The sequence below is a fragment of the Pseudomonas sp. S3_E10 genome (genome assembly GCF_054667615.1).
Genome location: NZ_CP162743.1, coordinates 2,130,977 through 2,152,612 on the forward strand (window position 1 = coordinate 2,130,977; position 21,636 = coordinate 2,152,612).

Annotated in this window: 17 protein-coding genes; 4 read left to right on the top strand and 13 right to left on the bottom strand. The window is 61.6% G+C overall.

Translation table 11 applies throughout. The features are described from left to right. Positions 1–297 precede the first annotated feature (297 nt). On the bottom strand, positions 298–1,581 hold the full coding sequence (gene amaA, locus AB4N98_RS09665) for an L-pipecolate oxidase (RefSeq protein WP_065879435.1): 1,284 nt from the start codon (positions 1,579–1,581) through the stop codon (positions 298–300). Between the two features lie 138 nt (positions 1,582–1,719). Continuing rightward, positions 1,720–3,210, bottom strand: a complete 1,491-nt coding sequence (gene amaB, locus AB4N98_RS09670) for an L-piperidine-6-carboxylate dehydrogenase (RefSeq protein ID WP_460149396.1) — start codon at positions 3,208–3,210, stop codon at positions 1,720–1,722. A 153-nt stretch (positions 3,211–3,363) separates the two neighbouring features. Between amaB and AB4N98_RS09675 the strand changes: the two genes are divergently transcribed. The 3 genes from AB4N98_RS09675 to nadE all read left to right on the top strand — a co-directional run bounded on the left by AB4N98_RS09675 (position 3,364) and on the right by nadE (position 6,439). Beyond that, the gene (locus tag AB4N98_RS09675) at positions 3,364–4,254 is read left to right on the top strand and encodes a LysR family transcriptional regulator (protein WP_017526398.1); all 891 of its coding nucleotides are present in this window, start codon (positions 3,364–3,366) and stop codon (positions 4,252–4,254) included. Positions 4,255–4,393: 139 nt separating this feature from the next. Beyond that, the gene (pncB, locus tag AB4N98_RS09680; protein WP_017526399.1) at positions 4,394–5,608 is read left to right on the top strand and encodes a nicotinate phosphoribosyltransferase; all 1,215 of its coding nucleotides are present in this window, start codon (positions 4,394–4,396) and stop codon (positions 5,606–5,608) included. A gap of 3 nt (positions 5,609–5,611) precedes the next feature. Continuing rightward, positions 5,612–6,439 (top strand): ammonia-dependent NAD(+) synthetase, encoded by an 828-nt coding sequence (nadE, locus tag AB4N98_RS09685; protein ID WP_017526400.1) that lies wholly within the window; start codon positions 5,612–5,614, stop codon positions 6,437–6,439. A 136-nt stretch (positions 6,440–6,575) separates the two neighbouring features. Here nadE and azu read toward each other — a convergent pair whose 3' ends face one another. Then, complete coding sequence (gene azu, locus AB4N98_RS09690) at positions 6,576–7,022, bottom strand: azurin (protein ID WP_017526401.1); 447 nt, start codon at positions 7,020–7,022, stop codon at positions 6,576–6,578. Positions 7,023–7,354: 332 nt separating this feature from the next. Here azu and AB4N98_RS09695 point away from each other — a divergent pair, with 332 nt between their 5' ends. After that, on the top strand, positions 7,355–7,537 hold the full coding sequence (locus AB4N98_RS09695; RefSeq protein WP_017526402.1) for a hypothetical protein: 183 nt from the start codon (positions 7,355–7,357) through the stop codon (positions 7,535–7,537). A gap of 46 nt (positions 7,538–7,583) precedes the next feature. Here AB4N98_RS09695 and AB4N98_RS09700 read toward each other — a convergent pair whose 3' ends face one another. From AB4N98_RS09700 to rpsR, 10 genes are all read right to left on the bottom strand, one after another. Then, complete coding sequence (locus AB4N98_RS09700) at positions 7,584–8,474, bottom strand: transglutaminase family protein (RefSeq protein WP_017526403.1); 891 nt, start codon at positions 8,472–8,474, stop codon at positions 7,584–7,586. Further along, the gene (locus AB4N98_RS09705; protein WP_460149398.1) at positions 8,474–10,960 is read right to left on the bottom strand and encodes a circularly permuted type 2 ATP-grasp protein; all 2,487 of its coding nucleotides are present in this window, start codon (positions 10,958–10,960) and stop codon (positions 8,474–8,476) included. The genes AB4N98_RS09700 and AB4N98_RS09705 overlap by 1 nt, the downstream gene beginning before the upstream one ends. A 70-nt stretch (positions 10,961–11,030) precedes the next feature. Then, complete coding sequence (locus tag AB4N98_RS09710; RefSeq protein WP_068935769.1) at positions 11,031–14,321, bottom strand: transglutaminase family protein; 3,291 nt, start codon at positions 14,319–14,321, stop codon at positions 11,031–11,033. 176 nt (positions 14,322–14,497) lie between these two features. Continuing rightward, positions 14,498–14,947 (bottom strand): hypothetical protein, encoded by a 450-nt coding sequence (locus tag AB4N98_RS09715; RefSeq protein ID WP_017526407.1) that lies wholly within the window; start codon positions 14,945–14,947, stop codon positions 14,498–14,500. Continuing rightward, entirely contained in the window at positions 14,940–15,863 is a 924-nt protein-coding gene (locus tag AB4N98_RS09720; protein ID WP_017526408.1) for a hypothetical protein, read from the bottom strand. The genes AB4N98_RS09715 and AB4N98_RS09720 overlap by 8 nt, the downstream gene beginning before the upstream one ends. 211 nt (positions 15,864–16,074) lie before the next feature. Beyond that, positions 16,075–18,378: a YgiQ family radical SAM protein gene (locus tag AB4N98_RS09725; protein ID WP_460149399.1), complete on the bottom strand. Its 2,304-nt coding sequence runs from the start codon at positions 18,376–18,378 to the stop codon at positions 16,075–16,077. A gap of 96 nt (positions 18,379–18,474) precedes the next feature. After that, entirely contained in the window at positions 18,475–19,872 is a 1,398-nt protein-coding gene (gene dnaB / locus AB4N98_RS09730; RefSeq protein WP_017526410.1) for a replicative DNA helicase, read from the bottom strand. Positions 19,873–19,982: 110 nt separating this feature from the next. After that, complete coding sequence (rplI, locus tag AB4N98_RS09735; protein WP_003171376.1) at positions 19,983–20,429, bottom strand: 50S ribosomal protein L9; 447 nt, start codon at positions 20,427–20,429, stop codon at positions 19,983–19,985. An 18-nt stretch (positions 20,430–20,447) separates the two neighbouring features. Next, positions 20,448–21,341 carry a YybS family protein gene (locus AB4N98_RS09740; RefSeq protein ID WP_017526411.1) on the bottom strand — a complete coding sequence of 298 codons (894 nt, stop codon included), beginning with the start codon at positions 21,339–21,341 and terminating at the stop codon, positions 20,448–20,450. Positions 21,342–21,377: 36 nt separating this feature from the next. After that, a complete protein-coding gene (gene rpsR / locus AB4N98_RS09745; RefSeq protein WP_003171373.1) occupies positions 21,378–21,608 on the bottom strand; it encodes a 30S ribosomal protein S18 in 231 nt (76 codons plus the stop codon). Between the last annotated feature and the right edge of the window lie 28 nt (positions 21,609–21,636).

Sequence of the window (21,636 nt, forward strand, 5' to 3'; positions counted from 1 at the left end):
AGCGTGCCATTACGTTTTTATTCTTCAAAAAGACACGGTGTCATTGTTATTACAGGCGTTTCGCCACCGCTTGCCAGCACGTGCAACCCTCTAGCCCAAAGAGGTGCAACCAACCGCTATAAAAAGTACAACCCTAACGGGTCGCACCTGCAACCGGACGCATAAACGACTCTTCCTACACTTGTTACAACGTGCGTAACGGAACTGCACATTTACAGTGCGTGATTGCTACAACTTGCACCAATACAGATGAGTAGCCGCCTAATAAAACCCGGCTATGGAGCGGCAGTTCGCCGCTCAGATCACGATCCGCAGGCATTGCCCGGCGTGATACAGCGAGAATCCCGCCTCATACAGACAACTGCGCAACCCCACACCGGCCAACGGCTGCATCGGCGCGAACGGAATCGGCAATGCCTGGGCATTCTGGTGACACAGGTAGTCGGCAAACGCCTTGCCGACCACGCTGCCGGTGGTCACGCCCCGCCCGTTATAGCCGGTGACGGCCACAAGGCCCGGCGCCGGTTCGAACAGGCGCATCAAGTGGTCGGGCGTGAAGGCAATGCAACCAGTCCAGGTGTACTCCCACTGCACCGATTTGAGGTACGGGAAGTAGTGCTGCTGCACCCGATCGGCCCACGCTTTGAGGAACCAGGCCGGTTTCTGATTGCCGTTACCCAGGCTGCCGAGCAACAGGCGACCCTCGGCATCGCGGCGGATGCTGCTCAAGACCTGGCGCGTATCCCACGACCCCTGGCCACCAGGAAGGATTTGTTTGGCGGCGTCGTCGGTGAGCGGGGCCGACGCGACCTGGTAGTAATAACCGGGGAAAAAGTTACGCCGCAGCTCGGTCCATTCGCCTTCGGTGTAGGCATTGGAGGCGATGACCACCTGTGCCGCCTGCACGGCCCCTTGGGCAGTCTGCACCGACCAGTGGGACCCCTGGCGTTCCAGCCGGGTAACCGGCGAATGGTCGAACAGTTGCCCGCCAAGCCCCACGGCCGCCTCTGCAAGCCCCGAGGTATAGGCCATCGGGTTCAACGTACCCGCCCGTCGGTCCAACAGGGCGGCGGCAATTTTTTGGGTGCCGGTGGCCTGCTCGCAGGCCTGGCCGGTGAGCAACTCCACTGGCGCGCCACGGCGCTTCCATTGTTCTTCACGACTGCGCAGGTCCGCCTCGCCACGGGCGTTGTGCGCCATGTGCAACGTGCCCTCACGGCGCAATTGGCAATCGATGTGGTATTTGTCGATCAGGCTGAACACCAGCGACGGCGCCGCGCCCAACATGCGGTTGAGCTGGCTGCCCACCGCTTCGCCGAACCCGGCTTCGATGTCGTCCGGCGGGATCCACAGGCCGGCGTTTACCAACCCGACGTTGCGCCCCGAACCGCCATGGCCGGTGCGATGGGCCTCCAGCACGGCGACGCTTTTACCCTGTTCCAGCAAGTGAACGGCCGCCGATAAACCGGTGATGCCGGCGCCGATCACGCACACGTCCACCTTGGCCTCGCCCCGAAGCGCGGCACGGTCCGGCCGGCTGGGGGTGAGGTGTTCCCATAAACATGTTTCGCGTAGTGCCATTGCCAGACTCCGATGAGACCCAACAAACATCTATTCCGAACTGCAAATGCGCCCAACTGTGGGAGGGGCGGTGCGACGATTCGACTTGCTCCCTCCCACATTTTGGCCACATTTTGACCTCACTCCGACCCAAGCAAATCAGTCGAACGTGATGCCTTGAGCCAGCGGAAGCTCCAGCGAATAGTTCACGGTATTGGTTTGCCGACGCATATACCCGCGCCACGCATCCGAACCCGACTCACGCCCGCCGCCGGTTTCTTTTTCACCGCCAAACGCGCCACCAATCTCCGCGCCGCTCGGGCCGATATTGACGTTGGCGATGCCGCAGTCACTGCCCACCGCCGACATGAACTGCTCGGCTTCGCGCACATCGGTGGTGAAGATGCACGACGACAAGCCTTGCGGCACGGCGTTGTTCAGGCGCAGCGCTTCGGCGAAGTCGGTGTAGCCGACCACGTACAGAATCGGCGCGAAGGTTTCGGTGCACACCACATCGCTTTGCTCGGGCATTTCCACAATCGCCGGCGATACGTAGTAGGCGTTGGGGAAGGTGTCTTGCAACTGGCGTTTGCCGCCGAACACCTTGCCGCCTTCGCTCAAGGCTTGCTCAAGGGCATCTTGCATGTTGTCGAAGCCGTGCTTGTCGATCAGCGGGCCGATCAGGTTGCCTTCCAGCGGGTGGCCGATGCGCACTTTGGAATAGGCGGCCTTGAGGCGGGTGACGATTTCTGCCTTGACCGACTCATGGGCGATCAGGCGGCGCAGGGTGGTGCAACGCTGGCCGGCGGTGCCGACGGCGCTGAACAGAATGGCGCGTACGGCCATGTCCAGGTCGGCGCTTGGGCCGAGGATCATCGCGTTGTTGCCGCCCAGCTCCAGAATGCTGCGGGCGAAACGCGCGGCAACTTTCGGCGCCACTTCACGGCCCATGCGGGTGCTGCCGGTGGCGCTGATCAACGCTACGCGTGGGTCATCCACCAGCGCAGCGCCGGCATCGCGACCACCAATGATCACCTGACTGAGGTACTGCGGGGCATCGTTAAAGTTTTTCAGCACGCGCTCGAACAGCGTCTGGCACGCCAGGGCGGTGAGCGGGGTTTTTTCCGACGGTTTCCAGATCACCGCGTTGCCGCACACCAGCGCCAGCGCGGTGTTCCACGCCCACACCGCGACCGGGAAGTTGAAGGCGCTGATCACACCGACCACGCCCAGCGGGTGCCAGGTTTCACGCATGTGGTGGCCTGGGCGCTCGGAGGCGATGGTCAAGCCGTACAACTGGCGCGACAGGCCGACGGCGAAATCGCAGATGTCGATCATCTCCTGCACTTCACCCAGGCCTTCCTGAGTGATCTTGCCGGCCTCCCAGGACACCAGCTCACCCAGGTCAGCCTTGTATTCACGCAGCACGTCGCCGAACTGCCGCACCAGCTCGCCACGACGGGGCGCCGGCACGTTGCGCCAGGCTTGGAATGCATGCTCGGCGCGACTGACCTGTTGCTCCACCTCGGCGGCACCTTCCCACTGGACACTGCCGATCAGGCTGCCATCAATCGGCGAATGCACGGGCTGTTTACCCGCCTGGTACAGCGCCGGGTTTACCCCGAGACGATCAAGCAATGCGGCAACCATGGTCACTCCCTCAAATCTGCGTACAAAAAATCGCGCCGCGACATGCACGGCGATCCAGCGCTTATTTGTAGCTGGCCCAAGACTTGCCAACAAACGACGATTAGGCGAGATATCATTCCGTTTATTCATGCAAAGCATAAAAAGAGGCACACCGTGCTGAACAAAAGACATTTGCCCTCGATCACCGCCCTGCAGTGTTTCGAAGCCGCCACCCGCCACCTGAGCTTCACCCGCGCCGCCGAGGAACTGAACCTCACGCAAAGCGCGGTGAGCAAACAGGTGGCGCAGTTGGAAGAGTTGCTGCAGCACCTGCTGTTTCGCCGCGTGCGCCGACGCTTGCAGATGACCCCGGCGGGCGACCTGTACCTGGTGGAAGTGCGCAAAATCCTCACCCAGGTGGAGATGTCCACCCACTACCTGCGCTCCTATGGCGGCGAAACCGAAGTGTTGCGCGTGTCCACGCCCTACACCTTCGGGGCCCGCTGGTTGGTGCCGCGCCTCAAGGGCTGGCGGCTGCGTCACCCGCAAATCCACCTGGACCTGTGCAACGAACAGGAACCGGATGACTTGCTGCAGGGCAAGGCCGACATGGCGTTCTATTTCGGCCAGGGCTCACGTCCCGGCACCGAGAGTTTGAAGTTGTTCAGCGAGGAACTGGTGCCGGTGTGCGCACCGGAAAGCCTGCCGGCCAAACCGCTCACCGACCCTACGCAGCTCAGCGAGTTGGTGTTGCTGCAAAACGCCTCGCGCCCGCAGGGTTGGCACGATTGGTTTGCCGACCAGGGTTACCAGACCGAACACAGCTACCACGGGCCGCGTTTCGATACGTTCTATATGTGCATTCGTGCCGCGCAGGTGGGCTGTGGGGTCGCGCTGCTGCCCAGGTTTCTGGTGGAAGAGGAGTTGGCCGACGGCAAGCTGGTGATTCCCTGGCCGCATGCGATGCCGAGCCGGGATGCTTATTACCTGGCGTATCCGGAGCATTCGGCGGAAGTGCCCAAGGTACGCAATTTTGTGAAGTGGATGATGGAGCAGGTTATTTAGTGCCTGCTCCCGATAGCGTCAGTAGCCGTGGCAAAAAAAATCACTGGCAAAACCCCACAGGTCTATGCGCCACTAGCCCCCTTCCTTAATTGCGCGTAAAGGCCGGCGCTCAGCGCCGACCCGTCTGGAGATTCCCGTTATGAGCGAGAGTGTGTTTGCCGATCGCATCGTGCAGAACCTGCTCGACACCGACTTCTACAAGCTGACCATGATGCAGGCGGTGCTGCACAACTACCCCAACGTGGAAGTTGAATGGGAGTTTCGTTGCCGTAACAGTGAGGACCTGCGCCCCTACCTGGCCGAGATCCGCTACCAGATCGAGCGCCTCGCGGACCTGAGTCTGAGCCCTGACCAGTTGGGGTTCCTGGAGCGCATCAGCTTTATGAAGCCGGATTTTTTGCGCTTCCTGGGGCTGTTCCGCTTCAACCTGCGCTATGTGCAAACCGGCATCGAGAACGGTGAGCTGTTTATCCGCCTGCGCGGGCCATGGCTGCATGTGATTCTGTTCGAGGTGCCGATGCTGGCCATCGTCAGTGAAGTGCGCAACCGCTACCGCTACCAGAGCGTGATCCTCGAACAGGCTCGCGAGCAGCTGTACCGCAAGTTCGACTGGCTGACCGCAAATGCCGGCAGCGATGAACTGGCCGAGCTGCAAGTGGCCGACTTCGGCACGCGCCGGCGCTTCTCGTACCGGGTGCAGGAAGAAGTGGTCAACGTGCTCAAGCACGACTTCCCCGGACGGTTTGTCGGCACCAGTAACGTACACCTGGCCCGCGAGCTGGACATCAAACCCCTGGGCACCATGGCCCATGAATGGATCATGGCCCACCAGCAACTCGGCCCGCGCCTGATCGACAGCCAGATCGCCGCCCTCGACTGCTGGGTCCGCGAATACCGTGGCCTGCTGGGTATCGCCCTGACTGATTGCATCACCACCGACGCCTTCCTGGGCGACTTCGACTTGTACTTCGCCAAGCTGTTCGACGGCCTGCGCCACGACTCCGGCGACCCGGTGCAATGGGCAGAAAAAGCCATCGCCCACTACCACAAGCTCGGTATCGAGCCGATGAGCAAGACCCTGGTGTTCTCCGACAGCCTGTCGCTGCCCAAGGCCCTGGAGATATTCCGCGCGTTGCGGGGCCGCATTAATGTGAGCTTCGGCATCGGCACCAACCTGACCTGCGATATCCCAGGGGTGGAACCGATGAGCATCGTGCTTAAGATGACCGCCTGCAATGGCCAGCCCGTCGCTAAGATCTCCGATGAAGCGGGCAAGACCCACTGCACCGACCCGAATTTTGTCGCCTATTTGCGTCACGTTTTCAAAGTACCTGCCCTATCCAGCAAGGAGTGAATCATGCAAGCCGTACAGCGTGAGATTGCGCAGCAGCTCAACGTGCAAGCGCCGTTCAAAGACCAGGCCGCCCTTGAGGCCGAGGTGGCGCGCCGCGTGACCTTTATCCAGGACTGCCTGCGCAATTCAGGCCTCAAGGCGCTGGTGCTGGGCATCAGCGGCGGTGTCGACTCCCTCACCGCCGGCCTGCTGGCCCAGCGCGCCATGCAGGAACTGCGCGCCAGCACCGGTGATGAGGCGTATACGTTCATCGCCGTGCGCCTGCCCTACGAAACCCAGTTCGACGAAATCGACGCCCAGGCCTCGGTGGACTTTATCGAACCCCACGAGCGCCACACCGTGAATATCGGCCCGGCGGTGAAATCGCTGGCCAATGAGGTGGCGGCGTTTGAAGGCCAGGCCGCGGTGTCCCGCGACTTCGTGCTAGGCAACACCAAGGCGCGCATGCGCATGGTGGCGCAATACACCATCGCCGGCGCGGCCGGTGGCCTGGTGATCGGGACCGACCATGCGGCGGAAGCGGTGATGGGGTTTTTCACCAAGTTCGGTGATGGGGCCTGTGATCTGGCGCCGCTGAGCGGGCTGGTAAAGAACCAGGTGCGTGCCATTGCGCGGCATTTCGGTGCGCCGGAATCGTTGGTTGAGAAGGTACCGACGGCCGACCTCGAAGACCTGTCGCCGGGCAAGCCGGACGAAGCGTCACATGGCGTGACCTACGCCGAGATCGATGCGTTCCTGCACGGCGAGCCGGTGCGGGAAGAGGCATTCCGGATCATCTGCGAGACATACCGCAAGACCGAGCACAAGCGGGTGATGCCGTTTGCGCCGTGAGGTGAGTCAGACAGCTTTGCAGTGACTGTCAGATAGCTATCGGGGGCAAGCCCCCTCCCACACTTGACCGAGTTCCAGCATGTGAATGCGGTCGAATGTGGGAGGGGGCTTGCTCCCGACGAACGATGACGCGGCCTTATTTGACGACCACAGTGCCTTTCATCATCGAGATGTGGCCTGGGAACGAGCAGAAGAACGCATAGTCCGTCCCGGCGGCCAGTTTCGACACATCGAACGTCACCGAATCTTTCTCGCCGGCACCGATGATCTTGGTGTGGGCGATGATGCGGGCGTCACCTTCTTTCAGGTAGTTCTTGTCGATACCGGCGGCCATGCCGTCGCTGGCGATACCAGGCATATCGGCGGCAGAACTCAGTACCCAGTTATGCCCCATGACATTTTTCGGCAAGCTGCCGGAGTGAGTCAGCTCAACGGTGAACGTCTTGCAGCTTTTGTCGATTTCAATGGCTTTGGTGTTGAAGGACATCTGGTCAGTGGAGTCGACGGTGACCTTGCACTCTGCAGCAAGCAACTGGCCGCTCGCCAGAGTCAGCAGGGAAACAGCAACGAGTTTGGCAAACATGTGAATCTCCAAGGCAGGGTTTAAACAACGCGGATTGCGATAAGGGTGCCTCAAACGGGCTTGAATGCTTATGATCTGAATCAACAAATTGTATACAACTTTAGGCTATCAGACTTATCAACACAATCTACCAGCCTAAGTCGCAGCACCCGCCTATGATCGGCCCAACACTCACTGGAGCCCGAGCCATGCACTTCAATCAATTCTTCAACGGCCTGTTGGCCGCGTATGCCTGCGGTAAGTGAAGGCCAAGCGCGTCGCTAAGCTGCTACCATAGCGACCCAAGGCAGCTGCGCGCCGCCACCCTCACCTTCGACCCAAGAGGATCGCCCATGGCCAAACCTAATTACTCCTTCGCCAAACGTCAGAGAGACTTGGCCAAGGAACAGAAGAAAGAGGAAAAACTGCAACGCAAGAAAGCCGCTGCCGATGAAGAAACCGGCGCACTGAACCCGGACGTCGATGCTGAAGAAACGAACGACGAGACGGAAACACCAAAAGATCCGGCTGAATAATTTTCTTTGTGGTGAGCCGGCGCGCCCTGCTCACCACAATCCACCGTCACTCCAGCGGCATCACCGTCACCCGTACCTCCGGGTCATGGCTCCCTCCCCCCAGAATCACCCCCCGCAACGGCGACACATCGGAAAAATCCCGGCCCCAGGCCAGGGTGATGTGCTCCAGTGCCGGCTGTACGTTATTCGTCGGATCAAAATCCACCCAACCCGCCACCGGGCAAAACACCGAGACCCACGCATGGGAGGCATCGGCGCCGATCAGCCGTGGCTGGCCGGGCGGTGGCTGGGTGAGCAGGTAGCCGCTGATATAACGCGCCGCCAGGCCCCGCGAACGCAGGCAGGCGAGCATCAGGTGGGCGAAGTCCTGGCATACGCCGCGGCGGCGTTCCAGCACTTCCACCAAGGGCGTGGCGACCTGGGTGGCTTCGGCATCGAAGGTGAATTCACTGAAGATTTTTTCCATCAGCGCCTGCACGCCGAGCAGCAAGGGCTCGCCGGGCGGGAAACAGCTTTCGGAGAACTCGACGAAGGTTTTTTTCAGGTGCACGTAGGGTGATTCGAAGCGATAGCGGCACGCTTCGATCCGCTCAGGGGTCATTGTGTGGCTGCTGTAGGTCAGGCTGTCACGCGTCTGATCCCAGGGCGGCGACTGCTGAAAATCCAGCACCGGCCGTGCCAGCACTTCGACGGTCAGCCCGGCATTGACCAACAGTTCATCGTGGGGACGCTCGAAGGCCAGGCGCGTGATCGGGTTGCCGAACACATCCAGCTCATCGCGCCGCGACGACGGCTGCGGGCTGATTTCCAGTTGCTGCGCGGTGCAGCGCTGCCAGGCACACGGCCGTGGCCACAGGTGCGCCAGTTGCTGGGCCAGGGACACCGGGCTGTCGTAGTGGTAATGGGTATCGTGGAAAATCTGGTAGCGCGCGCTCATTACACCGACACCGTTTGCTGGCTGACATCATCCACATGGGCAAAATGGCGCAAGGCCAGGCGGTCCGACACTTGCCCGCTTTCATCGGCCACCGCTTGCAGCAGGTCGGCCAAGCCATCCAGCGCGGCACGCACGCTGGTTTCGCCAAACAGCCCGTTCTCCAGGCAGCCCAGGTCGAAACGCGCCAGGCGCTCCACCAAGGGGGCCAGGCCGGTCTCGCGAGGTACGCCAAAATCGTCGTTGAGCCGACGCAGGGTGCGGCTCACCAGCTTGAGCTGGAACAGCACCGCATGGGGGTTCTGCTCGTCAAGCAGCAACAGGTCGAGCACCGGGATCAACTGCGGCACCGCCAGGTAGCGCGAGCGATAGGTGATGCTGCTATTGCCCAGTTCCAGCAACCACTCCAGCCCCGCCTGATCGAATACCGCCACGCCGCGCAGAAACGCCGCAAGGCTGCTGCTCAGAAATTGCAGGCGCTCGATACGCCGGCCCATCATCAGGAAGCGCCAGCCTTCGTCGCGCGTCATGTCGTCCAGGGCAAAGCCGGACAGCGCGGCGAGGGACATGACCAGGCGGTTGAGAAAATCGAGCAACTCGCCAAAGTCCGGGCTTTCGTTTTCCAGTTCCAGGGCTTCGCGTTGCAGCTCGACCAGAGCCTGCCAGTTCTCACGGGACAACTTGCCGCGCACCTGGGACGCCGCCCACTGCAAGCGCTGCAGGTTGGCGCGCAGGCTTTGCGGCCAGTCATCACCGAGTAACGCGGCCATCAGGCGTTCGGGCAGCGCGTCTTCCTCCGGCAACAGACGCAGGTTTTCACCCAGCTCCACGGCGGCCTGCAACGCCAATGGATCGTCACCATCGACGTAGCGCGCCAGCACGATACGCAGCCAACGCGCACTGTCATCGCAACGCTCGCAATAGCGGCCGAACCAGAACAGGTTCTCCACCACGCGGGACGGCAGATAAGGATCGCGGCGCACCAGGTCATGCGCGCCAATCATGCGCTGCGCACGCCACTGCTCGCCGCCCGGCGCGCGTTCGCCGAGCACCCAGGTGTCTTTGCTGGCGCCACCGCGCTGCATCGACACCACTTCGGCATCGGCCTCGGCCGCCACGCGGGTCAGGCCACCGGGCAGCACGCGGTAGCCATCGGCGCTGGCCACGGCGTACACACGCATGCCGATGGCGCGGTGTTGCAGGTGGTCATCCACGGTGTGCCATACCGGCGCCTGGGACAGTTGCGCCAACTCTTGGGCGACATAGGCATAGGGCCGCGCACGCATGCGCTGGGCCAGGGCCTGGCGTTGCTCATCGTTCAAATCGCGGCCAAAGACCGGGGTGAAACTCTGCGATGGAAATGCCGGTTTGATCAGCAACTCCGGCAGCTTCGCCAAGGCTTCGGCGAGCACCGGCGCCTCACCGCACCACCACGTGGCGATGGACGGCAGAATCAGCGTTTCACCGAACAGGAATTCGTTGATTTTCGGCAGAAACCCCAGCAGCCCCGGCGACTCCAGCACGCCACTGCCCAACGCATTGGCCACCAGCACATTGCCCTGGCGTACCGCATCAAGCAGGCCGGGCACGCCGAGGGCCGAGTCGGTGCGCAGCTCCAACGGGTCACAGAAGTCATCATCCAGGCGCCGCATGATCGCGTGCACCCGGCGCAGGCCGCTGAGGGTCTTGAGGTACACGGTGCTGTCGCGCACGGTCAGGTCGCCGCCTTCCACCAAGGGGTAGCCGAGCTGGCGGGCGAGGTAAAGGTGTTCGAAGTAGCTTTCGTTGAAGCGGCCAGGGGTGAGCAGCACGATCAGCGGCGGCTGGTCGTCGCCGGGGGCCTGGCGGGCCAGGGTTTCCTGAAGCGTACGGAAGAAACCGGTGAGGTGTTGCACCTGCAAATCACGGTACAGGTCCGGGAAGGCGCGGGACACGATGGTGCGGTTTTCCAGCGCATAACCGGCGCCGGACGGGGCCTGGGTCCGGTCGGCGGTGACCCACCAACGACCATCCGGGGTGCGCGCCAGGTCCACGGCGTACAGATGCAGAAAGGTGCCGTCGGGGGGCAGGATGCCCTGGCACGGCCACAGGAAATTGTTATGCCCGAACACCAGCTCCGCCGGCAGCAAGCCTTCCTTGATCAGGCGCTGCGGGCCGTAGAGATCGGCAAGCACAGCATTGAGCAGGCGCGCACGCTGGGCGATACCGGCAGACAACTGCTGCCATTCATCGGCGGCCAGCACGTGGGGCAACAAGTCCAGCTCCCACGGACGGTCGGCGCCCTTGGGGTCGGCGTAGACGTTGTAGGTCACGCCGTTTTCCTGGATCTGCCGCGTCAGCAGCGCCTGGCGCTGGGCCAGTTGCGCCGGGGTGCTGCGTTGCAGGTGGTCGAGCAGGCGCCGCCAATGGGCACGCACCTCACCGCTGTCATCCAGCAGTTCATGATAAGTGCCCGCGGTGAGCGGGTAACGGTCGAGCAAGTCGGACATGGAACGCTCGGGCAGAGGCAAAGGGGCTCAGATTAACCTAACAAACACTGCAAATCCGCTGTGGTCGCATTCAGTCTTTTTTATTGGGAAAACGTCGTAGATCCAGAGTCATCGGCAGCTCGTCATTAATCTCCAGGTTTGGCACCGGCAGCTTTCCAGGCGTATGCCCCAACCGGAAGAACCGCTCCTGCCGCCGGCTCTCGGCTCCGTTGGCATTCACCGGCAAGCTGTCGTAATTGCGCCCGCCCGGGTGCGCGACGTGGTACTGGCAGCCGCCCAACGAGCGTTGCATCCAGGTGTCCAGCAGGTCGAACACCAACGGCGCGTGCACCGGGATGGTCGGTTGCAGGCAGTTGGCCGGTTGCCAGGCGCGATAGCGCACACCGGCGACAAACTCACCTACACGGCCGGTGGGTTGCAGCGGCACCGGGATGCCGTTGCAGGTCAGCAGATAACGTTGCGGCGCCAGGCCGCTGAGCTTGACTTGCAGGCGCTCCAGCGACGAGTCCACATACCGCACCGTGCCGCCCACTGCGCCCTCCTCGCCCAGGACATGCCAAGGTTCAAGGGCCTGGCGCAGTTCCAGTTCGATGCCGCTGACGGCGTAGTCGCCGATCTTGGGAAAACGGAATTCCAGGTGCGCGGCAAACCACTCGGCGCGCAGCGGGTAGCCGGCGGCGTTGAGTTCGACAATGACGTCGGCGAAATCCTGCTCGATAAAGTGCGGCAGCAGGAAACGGTCATGCAGCTCGGTGCCCCAGCGTGCCAATGTCGGCGGTGCATAGGGTTCACGCCAGAAGCGCGCGACCAGCGCCCGCAGCAGCAGCTGCTGGGTCAGGCTCATGCGCGCATGGGGCGGCATTTCAAAGGCACGCAGTTCCAGCAGGCCCAAGCGGCCTGTGGCGCCGTCGGGCGAGTAGAGCTTGTCGATGCAGAATTCGGCGCGGTGGGTGTTGCCCGTCACGTCGATGAGCAGGTTGCGCAACAGGCGGTCCACCAACCAAGGGGGGCAGTCTTCACCGGGGGCGGGCATCTGTGCAAAGGCGATTTCCAGCTCATACAACGCATCGTTACGCGCTTCATCCACCCGTGGCGCCTGGGAGGTCGGGCCGATAAACAAGCCGGAAAACAGGTAAGACAGCGACGGATGGTTATGCCAGTAGCTGATCAAACTGCGCAGCAAGTCGGGGCGACGCAGGAACGGCGAGTCCTTGGGCGTGGCGCCGCCGAGTACAAAGTGGTTACCGCCACCGGTGCCGGTGTGGCGCCCGTCGATCATGAACTTCTCTGTGGTCAGGCGGGTTTGCCGAGCCTCTTCATAGAGGAACTCGGTGCGCTCGACCAACTCGTCCCAGGTGGCGGACGGCTGCACGTTGACCTCGATCACACCGGGGTCCGGCGTGATCCGGAAGTTGCTCAAGCGCATATCGAACGGCGGTTCATAGCCTTCCAGCAGCACCGGGCAGTGCAACTCCTCAGCGGTGGCCTCGATGGCAGCCACCAGCTCCAGGTAATCTTCGACCCGCTCCAAGGGCGGCATAAACAGGTACAGGCGCCCTTCCCGTGCTTCAGCGCACAGCGCGGTGCGGGTCAGCCAATCGGCGGACTCGTCCACCTCTGGCACGCGGTCTTCACTGGGCGCAGGCTCACCGTGGCTTTGCAGTTGCGCGGTGGTGGGCAGCGGCGGCTGCTCCTGGTTCGGGTCAGTGGGATGCACAAACGGATATTCCGCCGCCGTCACCCATGGCTGCGACGCCAGCGGCAGGCGATAGCCCAGCGGCGAATCCCCCGGCACCAGGCGGCAGTGATTGTCGCGCAGGTACCAGCGGCCGCTTTGCCAACGGTCATTGGCCGCCGTGCGCGCCAACGGCAACACTTGACCGATGACTTTATCCAGCCCCTGGCTGAACACTTTGCGCAGGCGCGCGCGCTCCAGGTCATCGCTCAGGCGCGGGTCTTGGGCGGTGACGTTGTGCGGCAGCGCGCCTTCACGCCACAGGTAGTAGAAATTGTCTTCGAAAGCCGGGAACACAAAGCGCGCCGGCAGTTTGAGGCGCTCGGCGACGCTGGCCAGGAAGCGCCCGGCCATCACCCCATCGGCGCCGTAGTCTTGTTGTTCATCGGCAATCAACGCGCTGTTGTGCCAGATCGGCACGCCGTCGCGGCGCCAGTAGCAGTTGAGCGACCAGCGCGGCAGTTGCTCGCCGGGGTACCACTTGCCCTGGCCGAAGTGCACCAGGCCCGCTGGCGCGTATTGCTTGCGCATGCGCTGGAACAGCTCGGCGGACAGGCGACGCTTGTCCGGGCCGAGGGCCGCGGTGTTCCACTCGGCGCCATCGGGATCGTCGATGGACACGAAGGTCGGTTCGCCGCCCATGGTCAGGCGTACATCGTCCTTGAGCAGGTCGCCGTCGATTTGCCGGCCCAGGGCCTGGATCGCCAGCCATTGCTCTTCGGTGTAGGGCTTGGTCACCCGTGGGGCTTCCCAGATCCGCTCTACCGACATTTCGTGGGTAAATTCACACTCGCACGGCTCCACCAACCCGCTGATCGGCGCGGCGGACGATGGGTCGGGACTGCAGGCCAACGGGATATGCCCTTCACCGGCGAACAAACCGGACGTGGCATCCAGGCCGATCCAGCCGGCACCGGGCAAATACACTTCGCACCAGGCATGCAGGTCGGTGAAGTCCACTTCGGTGCCGGACGGGCCATCAAGGGCTTTGACGTCGGCGGTCAGTTGAATCAGGTAGCCCGACACAAACCGCGCCGCCAAGCCCAGGTTGCGCAGCAGTTGCACCAGCAACCACGCCGAGTCGCGGCACGAGCCGGAGGCGTTTTCCAGGGTGAATTCCGGGGTTTGCACGCCCGGTTCCATGCGGATCAGGTAACCGATATCGGCGGCCAGGCGCTGGTTGAGGCCCACCAGAAAGTCCACGGCGGGCAACGGCGTACGGTCGATACCGGCCAGGTAGGCGGCGAATTTCGGGGTCAGCGGCAGGGTTTCCAGGTACGGCGCCAACTCACGTTGCTCATCGGCGGCGTAGCTGAAGGGGATTTTCTCGGCGTAAGGCTCAAGGAAAAAGTCGAACGGGTTGAACACCGCCATCTCGGCGACCAGGTCGACTTCGATACGCAGTTGATCGGTCTTTTCCGGAAAAACCAGGCGCGCCAGGTAATTGCCCTGGGGGTCTTGCTGCCAGTTGATGAAGTGCTGCTCGGGCAGCACTTTGAGTGCGTAGGACAAAATCCGCGTACGGCTATGAGCCGCTGGGCGTAAACGCACGATTTGTGGGCCGAGTTCAACAGCGCGGTCGTAGCGGTAATGCGTAACGTGGTGCAACGCGACATGAATCGACACGGCGGCCTCCTGCGAGCCAGGGCATGGACACAACGTGCGCAAGACTTATGCCAGAGCGGCGATCATTGCGCGTTATCGTAAGACCCGCTGCAGTACAGCACCAAAACGGCGCCAATGTACGTGCCATGGTGCAAGAGCTGCACATATTTGTGGCGCAGGGTGGCGAATCTACCCATCTAGCGTGCTTTGTGTGTGGCGATGATGGCTTGGCGCAGCCGCCTCACTTCAACCAGTTTCTGGCGCATTTCGCGGTGACGCTTACTGTTGAGCAGCAGCAACCCCAACAGCGGGAACAGCAGGCTCAAGCCATAGGAAAGCGGATGCGGACCAAACGCGATGGTGGGCAGCACCCCCAGAACACAGAGCGCAAGCAACATCACCAGCGGCCATACCCATTGCGGCCGCCCGCGCGCGATCATGAAATTGCACTGCACGATGCCCCACGTCAGCGCGAGGCCACCCAGGAAGGAATACTTGAGGTTGTCGTCCATCGGCAAGCGCGGGAAATAACTGTCGAAAATCAGTGGCACCGCGAATACCAGGCTGAACACCGCCGCGAAAATCGCCCCCATGAAGACCGGGAAGTACTGCGCCAGAAAACTGCGAATACCGGGTAGCTCATTCATTGCTCATTTCCTCATACAGTCCCACGGCAATGGTGCGTACGTTCCCCGAGATTGCACTGCCGGTGAAGCCGATGGCCGCGCCCAGGGCATCCTGTATCTGGGTCACCGTTGCATGCTTGACCTGGGCGGGGGTGAAACGCTTGGTCGCCTCGCCGGACAGTTGCTTCAACTTGAGCATTTTGGCGGTCATGCGCGGGTCCTGGATGCTGAGCAGTTCCTTGGTGAGCTTGGCGCGCTCTTGCCGGTTCAATCCTCGCAATACCTCCCGCACGCTTTTGCCGGTGGTGGCCTGGTTCAGCCGCACCAGCTTTATCGTGGTCAACGTCGATGCCCCGACCCCGATCAAGGACGCCGCATCCAGCGCGATCATCGTGTACTGATACCACTCCGAGCTGTCGAGCTTGTCGTTTTTGGAGGGGTCACTGATCTCATTGCTGACGCGATAACCACTGGCAAAACACTGCAGCGTGCTGGCCGTGGCGGCGGTATAGCCGATGGCCGTGATCACGCTGCTGGCGCCCGCCGTGAACGGCACGGCGACGGTACCGCTGAGCACGACGATCCAACCGATGATCGCGCCTGCGCAGGACAGAGACGTATTGATCGCCTCTCCCACGAGGCGCGATTCGCGAGGGTTGTCCTGGACCTGTTGCGCAAACTGCGCCGGGGCAATGTACTTCTGCGCTTCACGCAAAATAATGCGCTTGGGGGCAATGCTGCAGATCGGCTGGAATTCACGCAGGGTGACCACGTTGAAATCGGCGTCGATATACACGACGCCCGCCCCCACGATGGCCGGGTCAGCATCAATGGCCGCAAACAGGCGTGGCAGGTTGATCTGGCTTTCGATGCGCTGGCGCGCCATGAACTGGGAGCGGTTGGAGTCCATGCCGATGTTGAGCAGGGGGTTGCTCATTGGGGTGCTCTTCCTTGAAGGGGGTGGTGACTGGGCTGATGCTATCGGGGGCAAGCCCCCTCCCACATTTTGAATGTATTCACGCAACACGTGTGGGAGGGGCTTGCTCCCGATGGCGATCTAATGGGCGCCACCTTAGCAAACAGGCTACCCACTCGCCACACAGCAAAACGCCAGCTCAAGGCTGGCGTTCTGCATATTCAAGCGGCGATCAACGCGGTACAACCGGCTTGCGCGCCGGCTTGCCGCCTTTACCCTTGGCCGCATCGCTGCGCTCTTTGGCCGCCTGTTTGTTACGTGCCTGGGCGGCGGCCTTGGCTTGTTCACGCTTGTCCCACGGGTTGCTGCCGTCGCTGCCACGAGGCGGCAAACCGGTGTGCTGGGTGAGGATTTTAGTGGTGGTTTCCTTGGCGACCTTGTGGCTGCCGGCCGGCGTCGAGTTCTTGCGACGGGCGCTCTGGTAGCTGTCGGTGCTCGGCTGGTGCAGCGGGATCAACTGGTCCTTGCCCGGGCCGATCAGGTCGGCACGGCCCATGCGGGTCAGCGCTTCACGCAGCATTGGCCAGCCTTTGGGGTCGTGGTAACGCAGGAACGCCTTGTGCAGGCGGCGCTGCTCCTCGCTCTTGACGATGGTGACCGCGTCACTCTTGTAGGTGACCTTGCGCAGCGGGTTCTTGCCCGAGTGATACATCGCGGTGGCGGTGGCCATCGGCGACGGGTAGAACGCCTGCACCTGGTCGGCACGGAAACCGTTGCCCTTGAGCCACAGGGCCAGGTTCATCATGTCTTCATCGGTGGTGCCAGGGTGGGCGGCGATGAAGTAGGGGATCAGGTACTGCTCTTTGCCCGCTTCCTTGGTGTACTTCTCGAACATGCGCTTGAACTTGTCATAGCTGCCGATGCCCGGTTTCATCATCTGGTTGAGCGGACCTTCCTCGGTGTGTTCCGGGGCGATCTTGAGGTAACCACCGACGTGGTGGGTCACCAGCTCTTTCACGTATTCCGGCGACTCGACGGCCAGGTCGTAGCGCAGGCCGGAAGCGATCAGGATCTTCTTCACACCCGGCAACGCACGGGCGCTGCGGTACAGCTGGATCAGCGACGAATGGTCGGTGTTCAGGTTCGGGCAGATGCCGGGGAACACGCAGGACGGCTTGCGGCACGCGGATTCGATTTCCGGGCTCTTGCAGGCGATGCGGTACATGTTCGCGGTCGGGCCGCCGAGGTCGGAGATCACCCCGGTGAAGCCGGGTACTTTGTCGCGGATCTCTTCGATTTCGCGAATGATCGATTCTTCGGAACGGTTCTGGATAATGCGGCCTTCGTGCTCGGTGATCGAGCAGAAGGTGCAGCCGCCGAAGCAGCCCCGCATGATGTTCACCGAGAAGCGGATCATGTCGTAGGCCGGGATCTTTTCCTTGCCGTACGCCGGGTGCGGAACACGTGCGTAAGGCATGCCGAACACGTAGTCCATTTCTTCGGTGGTCATCGGGATGGGCGGCGGGTTGAACCACACATCCACTTCACCGTGCTTTTGCACCAGGGCACGGGCGTTGCCCGGGTTGGTTTCCAGGTGCAGCACGCGGTTGGCGTGGGCGTAGAGCACCGCGTCGCCACGGACCTTTTCCACCGACGGCAGGCGGATCACGGTCTTGTCACGGGTCATGCGCGGGCTGGCCAGGATCTGTACGACCTTGGCTTCTTCCGGGTCATCAACAGGCCTCTTCTCTTGCTCGATAGCGCAAGCCTGGGTGTCCTGGGTGTTGACGTACGGGTTGATGATCTTGTCGATCTTGCCCGGACGGTCGATACGCGTGGAGTCCACCTCATACCAGCCCGCCGGCGTGTCCCGGCGAATGAACGCGGTACCGCGCACGTCGGTGATGTCTTCGATCTTGTGGCCCCACGACAGGCGCTGGGCAACTTCGACAATGGCCCGCTCGGCGTTGCCGTACAGCAGGATATCGGCGGTGGCGTCGATCAGGATCGAGTTGCGCACGCGGTCCTGCCAGTAGTCGTAGTGGGCAATGCGACGCAGGGACGCTTCGATGCCGCCGAGTACGATCGGCACATTCTTGTAGGCTTCCTTGCAGCGCTGGCTGTACACCAGGCTCGCACGGTCCGGGCGCTTGCCGGCCATGCCGCCGGGGGTGTAGGCGTCGTCGGAACGGATTTTCTTGTCGGCGGTGTAGCGGTTGATCATCGAGTCCATGTTGCCGGCCGCGACGCCAAAGAACAGGTTGGGCTCGCCAAGCTTCATGAAATCGTCTTTGGACTGCCAGTTCGGCTGGGCAATGATCCCGACGCGAAAGCCCTGGGACTCCAGCAGCCGGCCGATGATCGCCATGCCGAACGAGGGGTGGTCAACGTAGGCATCACCGGTGACGATGATGATGTCGCACGAATCCCAGCCAAGCTGATCCATCTCCTCCCTGCTCATGGGCAGGAATGGCGCAGGACCGAAACATTCGGCCCAGTACTTGGGATAGTCAAATAACGGCTTGGCTGTTTGCATGACGGTGACCGGTGTTGAGATGAAAAATCGCGGGCGCGGAATATAGCACAAATTTTGACCAATTCCGACGGTAATGGTCGGAATTGAATAGACGGATTATTCGTCGTCGTCGAAGTTGTAACTGCCCGGCGCCAGGTTCTCGAAACGCGTGTACTTACCGATGAATGCCAGGCGGATAAAGCCAATCGGGCCGTTACGCTGCTTGCCGATGATGATCTCGGCAATGCCTTTGTGTTCCGTTTCGGGGTGATACACCTCGTCGCGGTACACGAACATGATCACGTCGGCGTCCTGCTCGATGGCTCCGGATTCACGCAAGTCGGAGTTCACCGGACGCTTGTTGGGACGTTGCTCCAGGGAACGGTTGAGCTGGGACAGCGCCACCACCGGGCAGTTGAACTCCTTGGCCAGGGCTTTCAGCGACCGGGAGATCTCGGAAATTTCGTTGGTACGGTTGTCACCGCTGGAACCTGGGATCTGCATCAATTGCAGGTAGTCGATCATGATCAGGGCGATGTCGCCGTGCTCACGCACCAGGCGACGGGTACGCGCGCGCATCTCGGAGGGGCTGATGCCCGCCGTATCATCGATAAACAGCTTGCGGTCATTGAGCAGGTTGACCGCCGAGGTCAGGCGTGGCCAGTCATCGTCTTCGAGGCGACCGGCACGCACCTTGGTCTGGTCGATACGGCCGAGGGACGAAAGCATACGCATGATCAGCGATTCACCTGGCATCTCCAGGGAGTACACCAGGACTGTCTTGTCGCTGCGCAATACCGCGTTTTCCACCAGGTTCATCGCAAAGGTGGTCTTACCCATGGATGGACGGCCGGCGACGATGATCAAGTCGGACGGCTGCAGGCCGCTGGTCTTCTCATCGAGGTCCGTGTAGCCGGTGGAAATACCGGTGATCGCGTTGTCGGTGTTGAACAGGGTGTCGATGCGGTCGATGGCCTTGGTCAACAGGTCGTTGACGCTGACCGGGCCGCCGGTTTTCGGGCGTGCTTCGGCGATCTGGAAGATCTGGCGCTCGGCCTCGTCGAGAATCTCGGCGGCGGTGCGGCCCTCGGGGTTGAAGGCACTGTCGGCGATTTCGGTGCTGATGCCGATCAATTGGCGCAGAGTGGCCCGCTCGCGCACGATCTGGGCATAGGCCTTGATGTTGGCGACGGACGGCGTGTTTTTTGCCAGCTCACCGAGGTAGCCGAGGCCGCCGACCTGGGAGGTCTGACCTTCTTTGTCCAACTGCTCGGCCAGGGTCACCACGTCGATCGGTGAGTTCTGGTCGGCCAGCTTGGCGATGGCACGGAAAATCAGGCGGTGGTCATGGCGATAGAAGTCACCGTCCGAGACTTGATCCAACACGCGTTCCCAGGCGTTGTTGTCCAGCATCAAGCCACCGAGCACGGCCTGTTCGGCCTCGATGGAATGCGGCGGCACCTTCAGGGCAGCGGTTTGCAGATCGTATTGCTCAGGAGCTGAAATATCGTTCATGGCCACTTGGAATTTGGGGATTGTAGAAAAACAAAAGGCACGACCTGTAAACAGGATCGTGCCCGATGTTAACCGGCTGACACGCGAGGTGCCAGCCAGTTAGGTGCTGCTTAAGCTGCTACCACGACAACACGTACGGTGGCTTCAACTTCGGCGTGCAGGTGCACGGCTACGTCGAATTCGCCTACGTTGCGGATGGTGCCGTTCGGCAGACGAACTTCGCTCTTCTGCACTTCAACGCCGGAGGCGGTCAGTGCATCAGCGATGTCGTGGGTGCCGATCGAACCGAACAGCTTGCCTTCGTCACCAGCGGTGGCAGTGATAGTCACTTCCAGCTCAGCCAGTTGGGCAGCGCGAGTTTCGGCCGAAGCTTTTTTGTCTGCTGCTGCTTTTTCCAGCTCGGCACGACGCTCTTCAAACGCAGCCAGGTTGGCAGCGGTTGCAGCGGTGGCTTTGCCGTATGGCAGCAGGTAGTTACGACCGTAACCGGCCTTAACGTTCACTTTGTCGCCCAGGTTGCCCAGGTTGGCGACTTTTTCCAGAAGGATCAGTTGCATGTGAAAATCCTCTAACTTTTAACCTTCACCGTTCGCGTTATCGGCGTCTTTCGGCGCCAGACGACCGCGAAAATCAATCAGGCCGTCGACAATGGCCAGAACCACGAGTAACGGATAGATCAGTTGCATGAACAGCAACAGCGTGACGTACAACCCCACCAGCCAGAACCTGGCCAGGCGCTTGCGCGCAACGAGCCCATGGATCAGGGCCAACCCGGCAAACACCAGCGGTACGCTGCAAATCGGCGCCAGCAAGGCCATCTGTGGGCCGAAGTTCGGCCCGACAACCATGCACGCCAGCAGCAACATCGCCGGCCCCGCGGGGATTCTGATACCGCGAAACTCGCGACCAAAACCACCCGGGTTGTACAACAACGCCTGCCAATAACGCCCAAGAATCAGGCTCAGCACGCTGACGACCTGCAACAAAGCCGCAATCAGGCCGGTCAGGACCGGGGCAATCAGTGACGCAAACCGCGCTCGCTCATCTACCGATAATTGCTGGTAGAGATCCCCGAGGGCCAGCGGCAGGATCTTGACGATCTCCTGCGCCAGCGCCTCGATTTGCGGGCGGAAAGCCGCGCCAAGCATCACTGAGTACACCAACCCCAATGCCACGCTGACCAGCAGCGTACGGACCCAGGACTCACTTGCGCGCAAAACCAACGCAAGGCTCGATGACCCCAGCAGTACCAGAAGTACCCGTGGATCACCCATTTGCAGCCACCAGATCAAGGCCGGCAACAAACCCAGGGCAAGAACGCCAAGGGCGTCCTTCAAACCGCGCCGCAGCAGCACAAGGCAACCCGCGGCGGCACCCAACCAATAAAGCAACGGCAATGCCGCACAGCCAGCCACTACCAGAGTGGCCTGCATACGGCCGCGCATGATGAACTCAGCTAAGGCGCGCATGCATTCAATCCCTTACTACTTGTCGACTGCCCGGTCTCAGCGGCCGTGGCTGTCGGTGTAGGCCAGCAGGGCCAGGAAGCGGGCGCGCTTGATAGCGGTGGCCAGCTGACGCTGATAACGTGCTTTGGTACCGGTGATACGGCTTGGAACAATTTTGCCGGTCTCGGATACGTAGGCTTTCAGAGTGTTGAGATCTTTGTAATCGATCTCCTTCACTTCTTCAGCGGTGAAGCGGCAAAACTTACGACGACGGAAGAAACGTGCCATTTGATAGGCTCCTTAATAAGGTCCGTGG